This window comes from Mesorhizobium sp. M4B.F.Ca.ET.143.01.1.1 (assembly GCF_004792275.1).
GTDB lineage: Bacteria > Pseudomonadota > Alphaproteobacteria > Rhizobiales > Rhizobiaceae > Mesorhizobium > Mesorhizobium abyssinicae.
The window spans coordinates 1-15,209 of the sequence record NZ_SRSR01000008.1 but is presented as its reverse complement, the minus strand read 5'-3'; the positions used below and the strand labels follow the sequence as shown (position 1 = coordinate 15,209).

Sequence of the window (15,209 nt, the reverse complement as noted above, 5' to 3'; positions counted from 1 at the left end):
TTCACCTCAAGCAACGCTGCGCAGCGCCGGCCGGCCGCCTTCGGCAAGGCGCGGCCCGATGAAGGAGGCGTACCATTCGACGAACTGGATGACGCCGCCCTCATGCTGCTCCGAATAGGGGCCGGGCTCATAGGCCGGCGACAGGATGCCGAAAGCATTTTCCTCGACGATGCGGCGATCCTGGTCGTTGGTCTCGGTCCAGACATGGGTGAGTTCGGCAAGATCGTAATCGACGCCTTCCACCGCATCCTTGTGGACCAGCCATTTCGTCGTCACCGCGGTTTCGGTGGCGCTGATCGGCAGCACCCGGAAGGTGACGGCATGGTCGATCAGGATATGGTTCCAGGTGGTCGGATAGTGATAGTGCATCAGCGTGCCGATGCGGTCCGCCGAGACGCTCGTGGAAAGGTTCTTCGTCACCGCGCGCTTGCCGCTCATCGTGTAGCTGACGGCGTCGCGCAAGAGCGGCGCGCGGGTGGCGCGATACTGTCCGGCCGGGTCGATGCGGAACTTGCTCGGCAGGCCCGCCGCCTCGCATTTCGCCCAATGCGCCTGCATCTCGGGATCGCTTTCGGCACCATGCACGCCGGTCACCGTCGGCGCCTCGGGGAAGGTCTTGCAGAGTTCGGGATGGTTGCCGGCGCAGTGATAGCACTCGCGGTTGTTTTCCCAGACCAGCTTCCAGTTGCCCTTCTCGACGATGGTCGATTCGAAAGCGACCTTCGCCTCAGTCAATCGATGCGGCAGGAGATAGGGTTCGATCATGGCGCGCATCGGCGCGAAATCGGCTGGCTCTTTCGCCAGGCAGATGAAGATGTAGCCGCCGACGCTCTCGCAGGCGACCGGCTTCAGGCCGAACTGGCTCTTGTCGAAACCATCCGCCATCTGGCGGGCGAACAGCAGCCTGCCGTCGAGCTCGTAGGTCCATTGATGATAGGGGCAGACGAGCTTCGCCGCGGTGCCCTTCTCGGCGTTGCAGACGCGGCTGCCGCGATGGCGGCAGGAGTTATGGAAGGCATTGACCCTGCCTTGCTGGTCGCGAACCAGAACCACCGGATAGTCGCCGACCTGCGCGGTGATGTAGCTGCCCGGCTTCGGCAATTCGCAATCGTGGCCGATGAACAGCCAGTCGCGGTACCAGATCAGCTCCATGTCGAGCTTGAAATAGTCCGGGTCGGTATAGAAGGGCTGTTCCAGCGAAAAGCCCGGCCTGCGGCCGTGCAGCAGCCTCAGCATGTCGTTGCGCGCATCCATGTCCTGTCCTCGCGTTTGTCGCACCGCTTCAAGGACTGAACTGGTGGTGATTGAGAAGAACGACCGCCGCCGGCATGGCCGGGCACGCACCATCCGCCTCTTGACCGCCCACCGCGATCAGCCGAGTTCAAGTATCCCTGGCTGGTTTCCGGGCTCTGGAGTGCCCTGACGGGCGGTCGCGGCACCTTCCCAGGCCGATGGCCCAGTGGTCTCCCGTCGCGACTTTGAACTCCACCACCGTTGCGGGGGCAGCGCCGGGTTCTGACCGGCTTCCCAATTCTCCGTCCCGTCGTCACGGGGCAGCACCTGAGATAATCTGATCTTAATCACGACAGCCGCCGCGCCATCGGCATGAAAACGACATCGCATCCATGCGGCGCGACACGACCCATGATGCTTGATATTGGCCCTGCAAGGCGACCGATGTCACACGCTGCCGGCATGCGAATCGAGGCGGAGAAAACCGTGTTCCCTGGGCGGTTCTGAATTGGTTAACAGTATAGAAAAGTGACTATTAGGAGATCCTAAAATCGAACCGAACGGTTCGTTTCTGTTGACAATGCGTGCAGGACGGTGTGAACGCAGATCTTCGGAATCGTCACTTGGCCCGATGGGCGATTCAAACAACCACTTGATATTGCTTCGTAATTCATTGCGTGTAGATGGCCTTGGTACAATTTCAAGGTGCAGATTCATAGGCCAGACGGAAAAACTTCGTGATTGGAAAGCGGCCGATGGCTCTCCCACATCGGGGCTGTCCGAACGACGCGATTTCCTCCCAAGACACGCCGCTAGACGGACGGAAAAAATATACTGGAGTACCAAAAATGAAAAAGATTGCTCTTACTGCCGCCGCCCTTCTGGCCATTTCCGGCAGCGCCTTTGCTGGTGGCAGCGACAATTACGGTTCCAACGGTGCCAATCAGCCCGCCGCTGCCGTCGACAGCTCGTACACGGCTTCGATCGAGAAGTCGGAACCGGCCGCTCAGACACCGGCGCACGGCTCGGACCGCAACCTGTTCGGCAACAACTAACACACGATCCCTGACCGCGGTGGGCAAGAGCCCGCCGCTCGGGATCGTCAGAAATTCAGGAGCACTGAAATGAAGAAGATCATCCTTGCCACAGCGGCCCTTCTGGCCATCTCGGGCGGCGCTTTCGCATCCGGCAGCGACAATTACGGTTCCAACGGTGCCAATCAGCCCGCTGCTGCCGTCGACAGCTCGTACACGGCATCGATCAAGAAGTCGGAACCGGCCGCCGAGCAGCCCGCCAACCAGGGCAGCGACCGTAACCTCTTCGGCAACAACTAAACCGACCGGACCGCGATCCCGGACCTCCGGTTCGGGTCGTGGCCAAACGGAAGCCGGACGCGGCGGCTGGCCCGCCGCTCCGACGCAAATCCAGGAGTACCCAAAATGAAGAAGATTGCTCTTACTGCCGCCGCACTTTTGATCGCCGCCGGTAGCGCCTATGCCCGCAACGACAATGTCGGCGGGACCGACATCAACAGTCAGCGGCCGGCCGCCAACGTCGACACCACGCAGACGTCGTCGACGCGCGACACCAGCTCGCCGGTCTACAAGCTGCTGAACTCGTCGGGCGACGTAGAGAAGTCCGCGCCTCAGGGCAGCGACCGCAACCTGTTTGGCCGCTAACAGCCGGTCCATCCCGGATCGGGATATGGATCGGGCCATAATGCCAAGAGCGGCGGGCACAGCCCGCCGCTCTTTTTTGTCTCACGTGAAGGTCAGGCCGCCTTGGCTTCCGCCATATGCAGCGTGAAGGAGTGGCCGTCGGCATCGAAGATGTGCAGGTCGCCGGGATCGGCGTTGAGCCGCAGCACAGCGCCGCGCTTGACCTCGACATTGCCCGGCAGTTTCGTCACCAGCGGCAGGTCGGCGCGGCCGATGTCGACATAGACGAGCTGGACCTCGCCGAGCTGCTCGACATAATCCACCGTTCCCTCGAACAGATACTCGGTGCCGGTGGCGATCGCCAGGTCTTCCGGCCGCACGCCGAAACTCACCGCCGCACCATTCGCCGCGGCGGGTGTGGCGATCGGCACCGTCGCCTTGCGGCCGCCGACATGGCTGATGACGGTCGGGTCGCCGGCCTTTTCGATCTTGGCCGGCAGGATGTTCATGGCCGGCGAGCCGATGAACTGGGCAACGAACAGATTGCCGGGCCGCTTGTAGAGCTCCATCGGCGTGCCGACCTGCTCGATGCGGCCTTCCTTCAGCACCACGATGCGATCGGCCAGCGTCATCGCCTCGACCTGGTCGTGGGTGACATAGATCATCGTCGTGTTCGGCATCGATTCCTTGAGCTTGGCGATCTCGATGCGGGTGGCGACGCGAAGTGCCGCGTCGAGGTTGGACAGCGGCTCGTCGAACAGGAACACCTTCGGGTTGCGCACGATGGCGCGGCCGATGGCGACGCGCTGGCGCTGGCCGCCCGACATCGCCTTGGGCAGCCGGTCGAGATATTTGGTCAATTGCAGGATCTCGGCCGCCTGCCGCACCCGCTTGTCGATCTCGGCCTTGCTTTCCTTGCCGATCTTCATCGAGAAGGCCATGTTGTCGTAGACGGTCATGTGCGGATAGAGCGCGTAGGACTGGAACACCATGGCGATGCCGCGCTTCGACGGCGGCACGTCGTTCACGACGTCGCCGGCGATCTTGAGTTCGCCCGAGGTGATCTCCTCCAGCCCGGCGATGGACCTCAGCAAGGTCGACTTGCCGCAGCCGGACGGGCCGACGAAGACGATGAACTCGCCCGACTTAATGTCGAGGTCGATGCCGTGCAGGATGTTGAGATTGCCGTACGACTTCTTGACTTGCCTCAGCGTGACATCGGCCATGATTGTCCTCCCAGTGACGTCCGTTTCAAAAACTCAGTCGATGCGCCCGAACCAGGCGCCGTAGCCGCCAAGGCGGATGGAGCCGGCGCCAGCTTGGCCCGAAAAGCCGTGCCCGGGCAAGGGCTGCAGCGAGCCGCCGCCGAGATCGACCTCGGCCGGCTTGCTGCCCAGGTTGAAGACGCAGGCGACACGCTCATTGCCCTCGCGGCGGGTGAAGGCGACGGTGTCGCCCGCGCTTTCGATGAAGTCGATGTCGCCCTTGGCCAGCGCCGGATGCTGGCGGCGGAAGGCGAGGAAGCGCCGGTAGTGCTCGAGCAGCGAGCTTGCATCGCCCTGTTGCACGTTCACCGCCTGCAAAAGATGCTTGCCGGGCACCGGCAGCCACGGCTTGGCCGCCGAGAAGCCGCCATTCTTGGCGGCGGCATCCCACACCATCGGCGTGCGGCAGCCGTCGCGCCCCTTGAATTCGGGCCAGAAGCGGATGCCGTAGGGGTCCTGCAGGTCCTCGAAGCTGAGATCCGCCTCGCCGAGGCCGAGCTCCTCGCCCTGATAGAGGCAGACCGAGCCGCGCAGCGACATCAGCAGCGCCGAGATCACCTTGAGATAGGCGGTCGGATCGGCCTCGCTGGCGGCCCAGCGCGAGGCCGGCCGCATCACGTCGTGATTGGAGAAGGCCCAGCACGACCAGCCGTCGCTGGCGACCTTGCCGAAGGCTTCCAGCACCGTGCGCACCTTGGCGGCGCTGATCTTCTCGGGCGCCAGGAAGTCGAAGGAATAGCACATGTGGACGCGCTTGCCGCCGGCGGTGTAGGCGGCCACCACTTCCAGGCCGCGCTGCGAATCGCCGACTTCGCCGACCGCTGCCTGCGCCGGATATTCGTCGAGCAGGGCGCGGAAGCGTTCGAGGAAGCCGAGGTTCTCCGGCCGGCTCTTGTCGTAGATATGGTCCTGGTAGTTGTAGGGGTTGACGGCCGGAGCCGTCTGGTCGTTGCGCTCCTCGGGCGGCAGCGGCGGATTGTTCTCCAGCCCCTGGCTGTGGAAATAGAAATTGATCGTGTCGAGGCGGAAGCCGTCGACACCGCGCTCCAGCCAGAAACGGGTGACGTCGAGCAGCGCGTCCTGGACCTCCGCGTTGTGGAAGTTGAGGTCGGGCTGCTCGGCGAGGAAATTGTGCAGGTAGTATTGCTGGCGGCTGGTGTCCCATTGCCAGGCCGAGCCGCCGAAGATCGACAGCCAGTTGTTGGGAGGCGTGCCGTCCGGCCGGGCGTCGGCCCACACATACCAGTCGGCCTTCGGATTGCTGCGACTCGAACGGCTTTCCTTGAACCAGGGATGGATGTCGGCGGTATGCGACAGCACCTCGTCGATCATCACCTTGAGGCCAAGCCGATGCGCTTCCGCCACCAGCGCATCGAAATCGGCGAGCGTGCCGAACATCGGGTCGACGTCGCAATAGTCCGATACATCGTAGCCGAAGTCCTTCATCGGCGACTTGAAGAAGGGCGAGATCCAGATGGCGTCGACGCCGAGCGAGGCGATGTAGGGCAGCCTGCGGACAATGCCCTTGAGGTCGCCTATGCCGTCATCGTTGGAGTCCTGATAGGAGCGTGGATAGATCTGGTAGATCACCGCGCCCCGCCACCAGTCGCGATCGACGGCGGGGTCGGGCCTCGACGTCGCCTTCAAAGCCGATTGCATTATCTCAACCTCCTTTCACCGAGCCGGCAAGCAGCCCGCGTACGAAATAGCGCTGCAGCGAGAAGAACACGATCAGCGGCACGATGATGGTCACGAACGCCGATGTCGTGAGGATCTCCCAGTCGCCGCCGCGCGAGCCGAGCAGCGCGTTCAGCTTGGCGGTCAGCACGATCTGGTCGGCCTCTGTACCGAGGAAAACCATCGCCACCAACAGATCGTTCCATACCCACAGGAATTGGAAGATGGCGAAGGAGGCGAGCACCGGGAAGGACAGCGGCAGCACGATCTTGACAAAGATCTCGAAATCGCTGGCGCCGTCGATGCGCGCCGATTCCATGATCTCGCGCGGCAGCCCGGCAATGTAGCTCCTCAGCAGATAGATGGCGAAGGGCAGACCGAAGCCGGTATGCGCAAGCCAGATACCGAGATAGGTCTTCGACGGCACGCCGAAGAACGAACCGACGCCGTTGTAGAGCTTGAGCAACGGGATCAGCGACATCTGCAGCGGCACGACGAGCAGGCCGATGATCACCGCGATCAGCAGGGCCCGGCCGGGAAAGCGCATCCAGGCCAGCGCGTAGGCGGCAAAGGCGGCGATCAGGATCGGGATCACGGTCGCCGGGATGGTGACGGTCAGCGAGTTCATGAAGGAGCGGCCGATGCCCTCCGAAAACAGCACCGTCTTGTAGTTGTCGGTGGTGAATTTCGGCGGCGCCGACGAGGCAAAGTAGACGCGCTGGCCGCGGTCGCCCTCGAAAGCCTTGGGCGAGGCAAGCACGAAGCTGCCGTCGGCATTGACCTGCAGGGTCACGCCGTCGCCGAGATCGGCGGTCGAGCCGGCCGGGTATTGCGTGGGCGCCGCCGACTTGACGCCGAAGGCGCTGATATCACGCTTGGCGCCGTCGCCGAAAATGTTGCCCGCGATGACGAACTTGCCATCCTTCTCGACCTGCGCCGAAGCGGCTGGCAGCCGGCCGGCTCCGGTCTGGCTGGAGCTGGCGAACGAGTTCCACCAGCCGGAGGCGATGATCTGGTCCTTGTCGCGCAGCGAGGAGACCAGGATGCCGAGCGTCGGGACGGTCCAGATGGCGACGAAGATCAGCACCGCGATGTGGACGCCGAAACGGCTGGCGAAGGACTTTCCGGTCGAGGCGGCCATTTCAGTGTCCTCCCGTCTCTTTGTTGGCCTGGCGGATGTTCCAGACCATGATCGGGATGACCGCGATCATGATGATGATGGCGATCGTTGCGCCGCGACCGAAATCGCCGCCGCCGCGGAACATCCAGTCGAACATCAGATTGGCCAACACCTGGCTGTTCCACTGGCCGTTGGTCATGGTCAGCACGATGTCGAAGACCTTCAGCACCAGGATGGTGATGGTGGTCCAGACCACGGCGATGGTGCCCCAGATCTGCGGCACCATGATCTTCCAGAAGATCTGGAACGGGTTGGCGCCGTCGATCACCGCGGCCTCGATCGTCTCCTCGGGAATGCCGCGCAGCGCCGACGACAGGATCACCATGGCAAAGCCGGTCTGGATCCAGATCAGGATGACCATCAGGAAGAAATTGTTCCAGAACGGCAGCGATATCCAGACCTGCGGCTGGCCGCCGAAATACTGGATGATGGCGTTGAGCAGGCCGATCTGGACCTGGCCCTCGCCGCGATATTCGTAGATGAATTTCCAGATCACGCTGGCGCCGACGAAGGAAATCGCCAGCGGCAGGAAGATCAGGCTCTTGGCGATGGTGCCCCACCAGATCTTGTCGGTGAGCACGGCTATGATCAGGCCGAGGAACGTGCAGGCCGCCGGCACCACCGCCAGCCAGACGATGTTGTTGAGGATCGAGTTGCGGAACTCGCGGTCGCCGAACGCCCATTCGTAGTTGGCGAAGCCGACGAAGCTCGCCCCGCCGCGGTCGAGGAAGGACAGCCTCAGCGTCTCGACCACCGGATAGATCAGATAGATGGTGAGGATGATCATGGCCGGGCCGACGAACAGCCAGGGACGGATCAGGCCCTGCCGGCGCAGATTGTCGACGGCGGCTGAGCCGCTGACGCCGCGCGAGGGGAAGATGGTGTCGAGCGCCTTGTTGGCACCCCAGAAATAGGCGACGCAGCCGCCGACGCCGACGATGATGACGAATATGGCCGAGAAAATCTGAGCCGCCATGGGTCCCTCTCCCCTGCGCAGGATCGGCCAGGCCTGAAACGACCCTGGCGATCAGTTCGTGCGCTGTTCTCGTTGTTGGAGCGCGAACGGGACATGAAAGCGGACTGTCCGCTTCCGCCGGCCGCGCCGCATGCCGGAATGTCTACGCTTTCACGACTGGGCTTTCACGACTGGAACCTGGTCCATCCCGGCCCTACCGGGATGAGATGCTGTGATGGGCCAGCCGGATCCGGGCGCGAAAGGCCCGGATCCGCTTGGGAGGAGGAAGCAAGAGCTTCCGGCCGCGGGAACGATCGCCTACTTGATTGCGTCCCAGCTCTTCTGGATGTCGGTGGCGACATCCTGGGCGGACTTGCCGCCGACGAGGTCGATCATGCCGGTCCAGAAGGAGCCGGCGCCGATCTTGCCCGGCATCAGGTCGGAACCGTCGAAGCGGAAGGTCGAGGCGTTGGCGAGGATCTCGCCCTGCTTCTTCAGCGCGTCGCTGGCATAGGCGTCCTTGTTGACCGCCTTGAATGGCGTCACGAAACCGCCCTGGGCCATCCAGATCTCATGCGCCAGCGGCATCTTCAGGAATTCGATGAAGGCGCGGGCCGCTTTCGAATCCTTGGTGATCATGGCCAGCGTGCCGGCGCCGAGCACCGGGGTGCCAAGGTCGGGCTTCGAGGCATAGGGCGGGAAGTAGAAGAAGTCGGCATCCTGGCCGAGCTTCGTGCCCTCCGGGAAGAAGGTCGGGATGAACGAGGCCTGATGGTGCAGGTAGCACTTCGGCGGCACTGCGAAGAGGCCCTTCGGGCTGTCGCGGAAGTCGGTCGCGGCAACCGCCTTGGCGCCGCCGTCGACCATCTTGTCGTCGGTCGCGATCTTGCCGAAGATGTCGATGGCGTTGACCACGGCCGGATCGTTGAACGGGATCTCGTTCTTCACCCACTTGTCGTAGACATCGGGGGTCTGCGTGCGCAGCATGATGTCCTCGACCCAGTCGGTCGCCGGCCAGCCGGTGGCGCCGCCGGAGCCGAGACCGATGCACCACGGCTTGCCGCCGTCGGCGATGATCTTCTTTTCGAGCTCGGCCAATTCTTCCTGCGTCTTCGGGACCTTGTAGCCGGCTTCCTCGAAATTATCCGGCGAGTACCAGACCAGCGACTTCACATCCGCCTTGTACGGGAAGGCGAAGAAGCCCGGCTTGCCGTCCTTGTCCTTGAAGGTGCCGAGGTCGACCCAGGACTGGCCGGCGCCGTAATTGTCCTTGACCCATTTGGCGGTGTCGTCGCCAAGCGGCGTCAAAAGGCCCTTGGAAGCCAGGTCCTGAATCAGGCCCGGCTGCGGCAGCACGGCGATGTTGGGCGGGCTGCCGGCCTGGGTGTCGATGACGATTTGCTGTTCGTAATTCTCCGACGAGGAGTACTTGATCTCGACGCCGGTCGCTTCCTGGAAGTATTCGAGAACGGTGCGCACAAGGCCTTCGTCCTCGCCGCGCCATGGCCCGAAGATGGTCAGCGTCTCGCCCTTGAGGTCGACCTTCTTGAGATCCTCGTAGTTCTGCCAGTTGAAGCGCGGGTCCTCGCCCGGCTTGAACTTCAGTTCGGCTTGCGCCGGCAGGCTCAAGGCGAGCGTAGCGAACGCGGCGCCCAGCAGAAGCATCTTCTTCATCGGTATTCCTCCCAGTGGTCACAAACAATCGGACGGAACCTCCATTCCGTCCGCCGACGCCGCAGGACTGTGACTCAGTCAGAAAGGAACCGCAACCTTTCGAAGAGTCTTCCAAAGCGCTTTGGTCGTTTTGATCTCGCCATTGAATCGAGCGGGAGTCAAGAGGGGCAGAAGGCTTCGATTTAATTTCTGCAAATAGGTGCGTAGAAAGTGCGCTGCAGCACGTTTTTTTGGCGCTGCAGCAGCAAATTTTGCTTCAAACCCATCTGAACGATGCTTATGGTCGACCCGTTCGACGTCACCAGCGTTGGTTGTCGTTTTGACTCAAATTAAAAGCGCTTTGAGGCTTGGAGGCCTCCGGTGAACCTTAAACAGCTCGCTCACATGCTGGCGCTTTCGCAGACCACGGTGAGCCGGGCGCTGAACGGCTACCCCGAGGTCAACGAGGAAACGCGGCGGCGGGTGATGGACGCGGCCAAGCGCCATGGCTACCGCCCCAACCCGAGCGCGCGCCGGCTGGCGACCGGCAAGACCGGGATGATCGGCTATGTGCTGCCGACCGGCGCCGCCGTCGACATCGATCCGCACTTCGTCGAGTTCCTGTCCGGCCTCGGCGACTATGCCCGCTCGCACGAGCTCGACCTGGTGCTGTCGCCGGCGGACGCCGACGACCAGGAGACCACCTACCGGCGCATCGTCGCCAACCGGCAGGTCGACGCGGTCTACATCTCCTCGCCGCGGCCGGCTGACCGGCGGGTGGCGCTGCTCAACACACTCGGCATTCCCTTCATCGTCCATGGCCGCAGCGAGGGCTTCGACTTCGACTATGCCTTCCTCGACATCGATAACGAGGGCGCCTTCCACGAGGCGGCGCGGCTGCTGATCCAGCTCGGCCACAGGCGGCTGGCGCTGATCAACGGCGACGACCGCGAGACTTTCGCCATCCATCGCGAGCGCGGCATGCGCCGCGCACTCGCCACGACTGGCCTCGTGCTTGGCGAGCGCCATATCTGTTCGCTCACCATGACCGAGGAGAACGGCTACCGCGCCGCCAGGCGCCTGCTCGAGCAGAGCGAGCCGCCGACGGCGATCGCCTGCTCCAGCCTGATCATGTCGCTCGGCGTGGTGCGCGCGGTGCGCGACCTTGGCCTGACCATTCCGGGCGACCTCTCCCTGATCGCGCATGACGACGTCTTTCCCTGGCTGAAGCCGGAGAATTTCCCGGTGCCGCTGTCGACGACGCGCTCGTCGATCCGCCTCGCCGGCGCCCGCGTCGCCGAACGCCTGGCTGCGCGCATATCGGGACTGGAAGAGGGCGCCCGCGGCGAGGTCTGGCCGGTCGATCTGGTGGTGCGGGGGTCGGTGGCCGGGGCGCCTACGTAGGATCAAACTCAACCATGCGGATCAGCCTTCGGGTTCGCGTGACAAGAACCTGTTCAGCCGCCCCAGCACCAGATCCGGCGCTTCGAGCTGAGGAAGATGGCCGACGCCGGGCAGTGTTTCGAACGATGCCTGCTGGATGAGTGCGTGAAGCGCTTTGCCTCGCTCCAGCGGAATCCATGGATCGTCCTCGCCCCAGATGATCTCTACCGGACAGCGTATATCTTTGAACATCGGCTCGACCTCGGCGGTGTATCTTTCATCGGCTTGCGCGAATTGCCGATAGAAGCTCACCCTTCCCTCCTCGGACAGCCACGGCTCCACAAGCTTGTCGAAATCTCCAGGATCGATCTCATTGACGATCGCTCCCTTGACGTAAGCCGCCACGACGGCTTCATGGATGTGCGCCGGCAAGCCCAGGAAGGCATCCACGTGACGGCCGACATGGTCGAAGAACTCCGATCCCCAGGGGCGCATGGCGACGACATTCATCAAAACGTAGCGGTCGAAATCACAGCCGTGCAGCAGATGCGCCCGCAACGTCGTCGCGCCTCCCATGTCGTGGGCAACAACCATGGGCCGCTGGAGGCGCCAATGGGCAAGCATCTCTGCAAAGACCTTGCCTTGCACATCGAGCGAGGTGCGCTGGTCCGCGGCTTTGTCGGATCGCCCGTATCCGGGCATGTCGTACCAATGGACATGGTATCGCCGCGCCAGGGCCGGAATGATCCGGTGCCATGAGAACGAGGACCACGGCCAGCCATGGGCAAGCACGAGCGATGGCCCGTTGCCAGCCCGACCCGCCGCCACAGCGCCCGCAGACGTTTGCGCGGTTTCATCCAGTTTCCACGACATCGAGATTCTCCAAGCACTCCGGACACCGCGGCGAGGTCTGGCCGGTGGATCTGGTGGTGCGGGGTTCTGTGTCCGGGGCGCCGGGGTAGAAGGCCCAGAGCAATAGAGTTGAACCTACCGCGGACGGCCGCAACTAGTCGTCCGATCGCCGTTGCGCCAACTTAATCTGATAGACGCTTCTCGGATGCCTCCTCCGTCGCCATATGTTGAGAGTATAAATTAGAGTAATGTATCCAACTACTGCGATGAGGGTCCATGAAATACCAAGTGCGTCGGTCGAAATAATAATAGCTATAGATGCGACTCCGAACACGATGTAATATAAAACCGATGACCAGAAGTATATCTCCATTTGAGAGCTTCTCATTTATCGAACCTTCAGGAATTTCGATTCACATTCGCATACTGGCGACGGACTATTCCTTCGCCGTCTCGGCCGCCTTGGTATCCAGCAGCCCATAGCCGAAATCATTGTCTCGCCCTTTCGGGCCGAGATCCTTGGCGGTGGCGGCGAGCGCCTTCTCGATGTCGTCGGCCGAGCGGTCCGGCGCGGCGTGGATCAAATTGGCGATGGCGCCGCTGACGATCGCGGCGGCGAAGGAGGTGCCGGTCACCACGTCCGAGCCGGCGCCGCTCGGCGCCACCACCTCGACGCCGGGAGCGGAGATGAAGACATAGGCGCCGCGATTGGCCTGCGGCATCAGCCCGTCCTTGGCGTCGGTGGCGGTCACCGCGATGACGCCGTCGAAGGCGGCCGGGTAGCCATAGGGAGCCTTCGGGCCGTTGTTGCCGGCGGCGGCGACCAGGACGATGCCCAGCGCGCGGGCATTGCGGCAGGCAATGCCGAGCAGGTCGTTCTTCGGGCCGACGAAGCTCATATTGATGATGCGCACATCCTGCTCTGCCGCCCAGTCGAGCGCCGACAGGATGACGTCCATGGTCGACTTGCCGCCCTCGAAGGCGCGGGCATGGTAGATCTTCGCGCCAGGCGCCATGCCCTTGAGCGCGCCGACGCCGGCGATCAGGCCATCGATCGAGGTGCCGTGGTCGCGCTTTTCGACCGCCACGGCGGGCATGGCGTCGAACTGGTCGGCGATGACGCCCGACAGCGCCGGGTTGGTGTCGTCGATGCCGGTGTCGATGACGGCGACGCGGACATTCTCGCCGCTCGCCTGGTCAGCATCGAGCGCGATGCGGTCGAAGGCATAGTTGACGATGCCGGCCGCCTGCTGCAGCGAATAGACATGGTTGGGCTCGCGGCGCCTGGTGCGGCCGTCGGCGGCCAGTTGCGCCAGCACGACGCCGACCGGGCGGCCGTCGGGAATGCCGAAGCGCGCCAGCGTGGTGCCGAGCAGGCGCGACTGCCGCTCGGAGCGCACTTCGAGCCCGAAGGAAGCGGCGATCTGCTGCACGGTGGCGGCATCGCCGTCGACCGTCACCAGCACCTCGTCCGGCACGAAATCGCCGACGATGGCGCGCTGCGGCTCGGTGGCGATGAGGTCGGTCGGCGAAATGATCGGACCGCCAAGCGCCGGCGCTTGCACGGGCGGCGCGGGCTGGGCCGGCGGCGGCAGCGAGCTGGCCGGATCGCGACGCGGATCGGGCGTCGGCACCGGCGTCGCGCCGCCGGGAGGATTGGGGAACAGGTCGACGATCAGGGCAGGCAGAAAGACGGCGCCTGCAGGGCCGGCACCAGGCGTACCGCCGCCATCATCCTTGGCGCAGTCGGCGCCGGCGGCGTTTGTCCCGTCGGGACACCCGGTCTTGGCCGGCGGCTGGTCCTCGCTCTGGGCAAAAACGGGCATGGCGGCGATTGTCATCGCCGCCAGCAGGAACCCAAACGCGATGACCGGTTTAGCCGCCACTGGCCGGTTTCCTTCCCTCGATCACAGCATCGGCGAAAGGCTGGGCGGCAATAAGGCCGAGCAGCTTCTTGTAATCGTCTCCGGTCTCGGCCGGGATGGCGATGCGGAAGACGCCGTCGGCGGTCGGCCCGCCGGCGATTTTCAGCCTGTTCCGATCGAGGAAGGCGGCGATATCAGCCATCTTCGCCTCCGGCTTGAACTTGACCAGCGCGAACGGCAGCTTCGCCAGCTCGTCCTCGGCGCCGGCGATCTCGAAATCGTTGCCCTTGCCGCCGGGCTCAACGAAGGATTGCACCACCACCAGCGCCAGCAGGGCCGCCGCAGCCGCCCAGGCGACGGTGGCGGGCACCGCCATGAAGCGATTGAGGGCCTGCGTGAGCCATGACGGGCTGGCCGGCGCACGCGCCGGACCGGCCTCGGCTTCGAGGGCGCGGGCGAAGCGGCTCAGCGCATCGGCCGGCGGGCGGATCGCCTCGTTGGCGGCGGCGGTGCCGGAGAATTCGGCCTCGGCCTCGCCGAGCGCGGCAAGTGCGGCCGGATCGTTCGCCAGCCATTCCTCGACGGCTTCCAGCTCGGCGCCTTCCAGCGAGCCGTTCAGGTAGAACGGCAGCAGCGTTTCCATCTCGTCGCGGCGCGACACCTTTTTAGCGGCGCTCATGGCCACCCCCTGTCGTAACCGGCAGCCTTGAGGGCCTCGCCGAGTTTCTTGCGGGCGTAGAACATCCTGGTCTTGACGGTGGCGACGGGAATGCCGAGCACCTCGCCGATCTCGGTCACCGACTGTCCGTGGTAATAGGCGAGGTCGATCACCGTGCGATGCTCCTCCGGCAGGGCGTCGACGAAGCGCCGCAGGGCGGCGCCCTTGTCTTCCTTCATGGTGACGACTTCCGGCGTGTCGGCGCTGTCGGGGACCTGGGCCGCGTCATCGTCGTCGATCCAGTCCTCCTTCTTCTTGCGCAGCGAGGACAGCGCCTTGAAGCGGGCGATGCCGAGCAGCCATGTCGAGACTTCCGAGCGCCCTTCGAAGCTGGGCGCCTGGCGCCACAGTTCGAGGAACACCTCGTTCGCGATATCGTCGGCCATCATTTCCGATCCCGTCTGGCGCACCACGAAACGGTAGACCCGCGCATGGTGACGCATGAACAGGAGCCGCACGGCAGCCCGGTCGCCCTTCGCGACCCGGTCGACAAGCGCGCGATCGGTCTCCATCGCCGCCGTCATGGCCGGTCGAGCCGCCTGGCTCCTCGTAGCTCTGTCGCCGATCGGTCCAAAAAGGTTCATCCTTCCGCCAAGGAATTTTCGGGAGGCTAACCGAAGAGCGGGGACGTTGCCAGAGTATCTGTCCAGCCGATAGATGGGTAACAGAATGGACCGGATACATAGGTAACAGTTCTCCCCCTATGAGTCCGCTGCAGCGCCAAGCGGATTGGTTGGCGCGGCGCTGCAGCGGACAAGCGTCATACGCCT

General features: G+C 63.8%; 14 protein-coding genes and 1 riboswitch. Of the genes, 4 read left to right on the top strand and 10 right to left on the bottom strand.

Going from position 1 to position 15,209, the window contains the following annotated elements; all coding sequences use genetic code 11:
* Positions 1-6 precede the first annotated feature (6 nt).
* Positions 7-1,254 (bottom strand): aromatic ring-hydroxylating dioxygenase subunit alpha, encoded by a 1,248-nt coding sequence (locus tag EN786_RS20455; protein ID WP_127310076.1) that lies wholly within the window; start codon positions 1,252-1,254, stop codon positions 7-9.
* Positions 1,255-1,375: 121 nt separating this feature from the next.
* A riboswitch (cobalamin riboswitch) is annotated at positions 1,376-1,579 on the bottom strand.
* Positions 1,580-2,081: 502 nt separating this feature from the next.
* On the opposite strand from EN786_RS20455, the gene EN786_RS20450 reads away from it, so the two are divergent.
* The 3 genes from EN786_RS20450 (at position 2,082) to EN786_RS20440 (ending at position 2,912) form a co-directional block, all read left to right on the top strand.
* Positions 2,082-2,288 carry a DUF680 domain-containing protein gene (locus EN786_RS20450; RefSeq protein ID WP_127310075.1) on the top strand — a complete coding sequence of 69 codons (207 nt, stop codon included), beginning with the start codon at positions 2,082-2,084 and terminating at the stop codon, positions 2,286-2,288.
* A 69-nt stretch (positions 2,289-2,357) separates the two neighbouring features.
* Positions 2,358-2,567 (top strand): DUF680 domain-containing protein, encoded by a 210-nt coding sequence (locus tag EN786_RS20445; protein ID WP_127310074.1) that lies wholly within the window; start codon positions 2,358-2,360, stop codon positions 2,565-2,567.
* Positions 2,568-2,672: 105 nt separating this feature from the next.
* A complete protein-coding gene (locus EN786_RS20440; protein ID WP_127283627.1) occupies positions 2,673-2,912 on the top strand; it encodes a DUF680 domain-containing protein in 240 nt (79 codons plus the stop codon).
* Positions 2,913-3,004: 92 nt separating this feature from the next.
* Here the strand turns inward: EN786_RS20440 and ugpC are convergent, their stop codons facing one another.
* The 5 genes from ugpC to EN786_RS20415 all read right to left on the bottom strand — a co-directional run bounded on the left by ugpC (position 3,005) and on the right by EN786_RS20415 (position 9,642).
* Positions 3,005-4,117: a sn-glycerol-3-phosphate ABC transporter ATP-binding protein UgpC gene (gene ugpC / locus EN786_RS20435; protein WP_127283626.1), complete on the bottom strand. Its 1,113-nt coding sequence runs from the start codon at positions 4,115-4,117 to the stop codon at positions 3,005-3,007.
* Positions 4,118-4,150: 33 nt separating this feature from the next.
* Positions 4,151-5,815 (bottom strand): alpha-glucosidase, encoded by a 1,665-nt coding sequence (locus EN786_RS20430; RefSeq protein WP_127283625.1) that lies wholly within the window; start codon positions 5,813-5,815, stop codon positions 4,151-4,153.
* Between the two features lie 4 nt (positions 5,816-5,819).
* Entirely contained in the window at positions 5,820-6,974 is a 1,155-nt protein-coding gene (locus EN786_RS20425) for a carbohydrate ABC transporter permease (RefSeq protein ID WP_127283624.1), read from the bottom strand.
* A gap of 1 nt (position 6,975) precedes the next feature.
* A complete protein-coding gene (locus EN786_RS20420; protein ID WP_127283623.1) occupies positions 6,976-7,989 on the bottom strand; it encodes a sugar ABC transporter permease in 1,014 nt (337 codons plus the stop codon).
* Between the two features lie 297 nt (positions 7,990-8,286).
* Positions 8,287-9,642: an ABC transporter substrate-binding protein gene (locus EN786_RS20415; RefSeq protein WP_127283622.1), complete on the bottom strand. Its 1,356-nt coding sequence runs from the start codon at positions 9,640-9,642 to the stop codon at positions 8,287-8,289.
* Between the two features lie 360 nt (positions 9,643-10,002).
* Here EN786_RS20415 and EN786_RS20410 point away from each other — a divergent pair, with 360 nt between their 5' ends.
* Positions 10,003-11,025, top strand: coding sequence for a substrate-binding domain-containing protein (locus tag EN786_RS20410; protein WP_127283621.1), 1,023 nt, complete (start codon positions 10,003-10,005; stop codon positions 11,023-11,025).
* Positions 11,026-11,046: 21 nt separating this feature from the next.
* Here EN786_RS20410 and EN786_RS20405 read toward each other — a convergent pair whose 3' ends face one another.
* From EN786_RS20405 to EN786_RS20385, 4 genes are all read right to left on the bottom strand, one after another.
* Complete coding sequence (locus tag EN786_RS20405) at positions 11,047-11,877, bottom strand: alpha/beta hydrolase (protein WP_127310073.1); 831 nt, start codon at positions 11,875-11,877, stop codon at positions 11,047-11,049.
* Between the two features lie 416 nt (positions 11,878-12,293).
* The gene (locus EN786_RS20395; RefSeq protein ID WP_127283618.1) at positions 12,294-13,742 is read right to left on the bottom strand and encodes a S8 family serine peptidase; all 1,449 of its coding nucleotides are present in this window, start codon (positions 13,740-13,742) and stop codon (positions 12,294-12,296) included.
* Entirely contained in the window at positions 13,732-14,400 is a 669-nt protein-coding gene (locus EN786_RS20390; protein WP_127310072.1) for an anti-sigma factor, read from the bottom strand. Before EN786_RS20390 ends, EN786_RS20395 begins: the two co-directional genes overlap by 11 nt.
* A complete protein-coding gene (locus EN786_RS20385) occupies positions 14,397-14,963 on the bottom strand; it encodes a sigma-70 family RNA polymerase sigma factor (protein WP_127310071.1) in 567 nt (188 codons plus the stop codon). Before EN786_RS20385 ends, EN786_RS20390 begins: the two co-directional genes overlap by 4 nt.
* Positions 14,964-15,209: the final 246 nt, after the last annotated feature.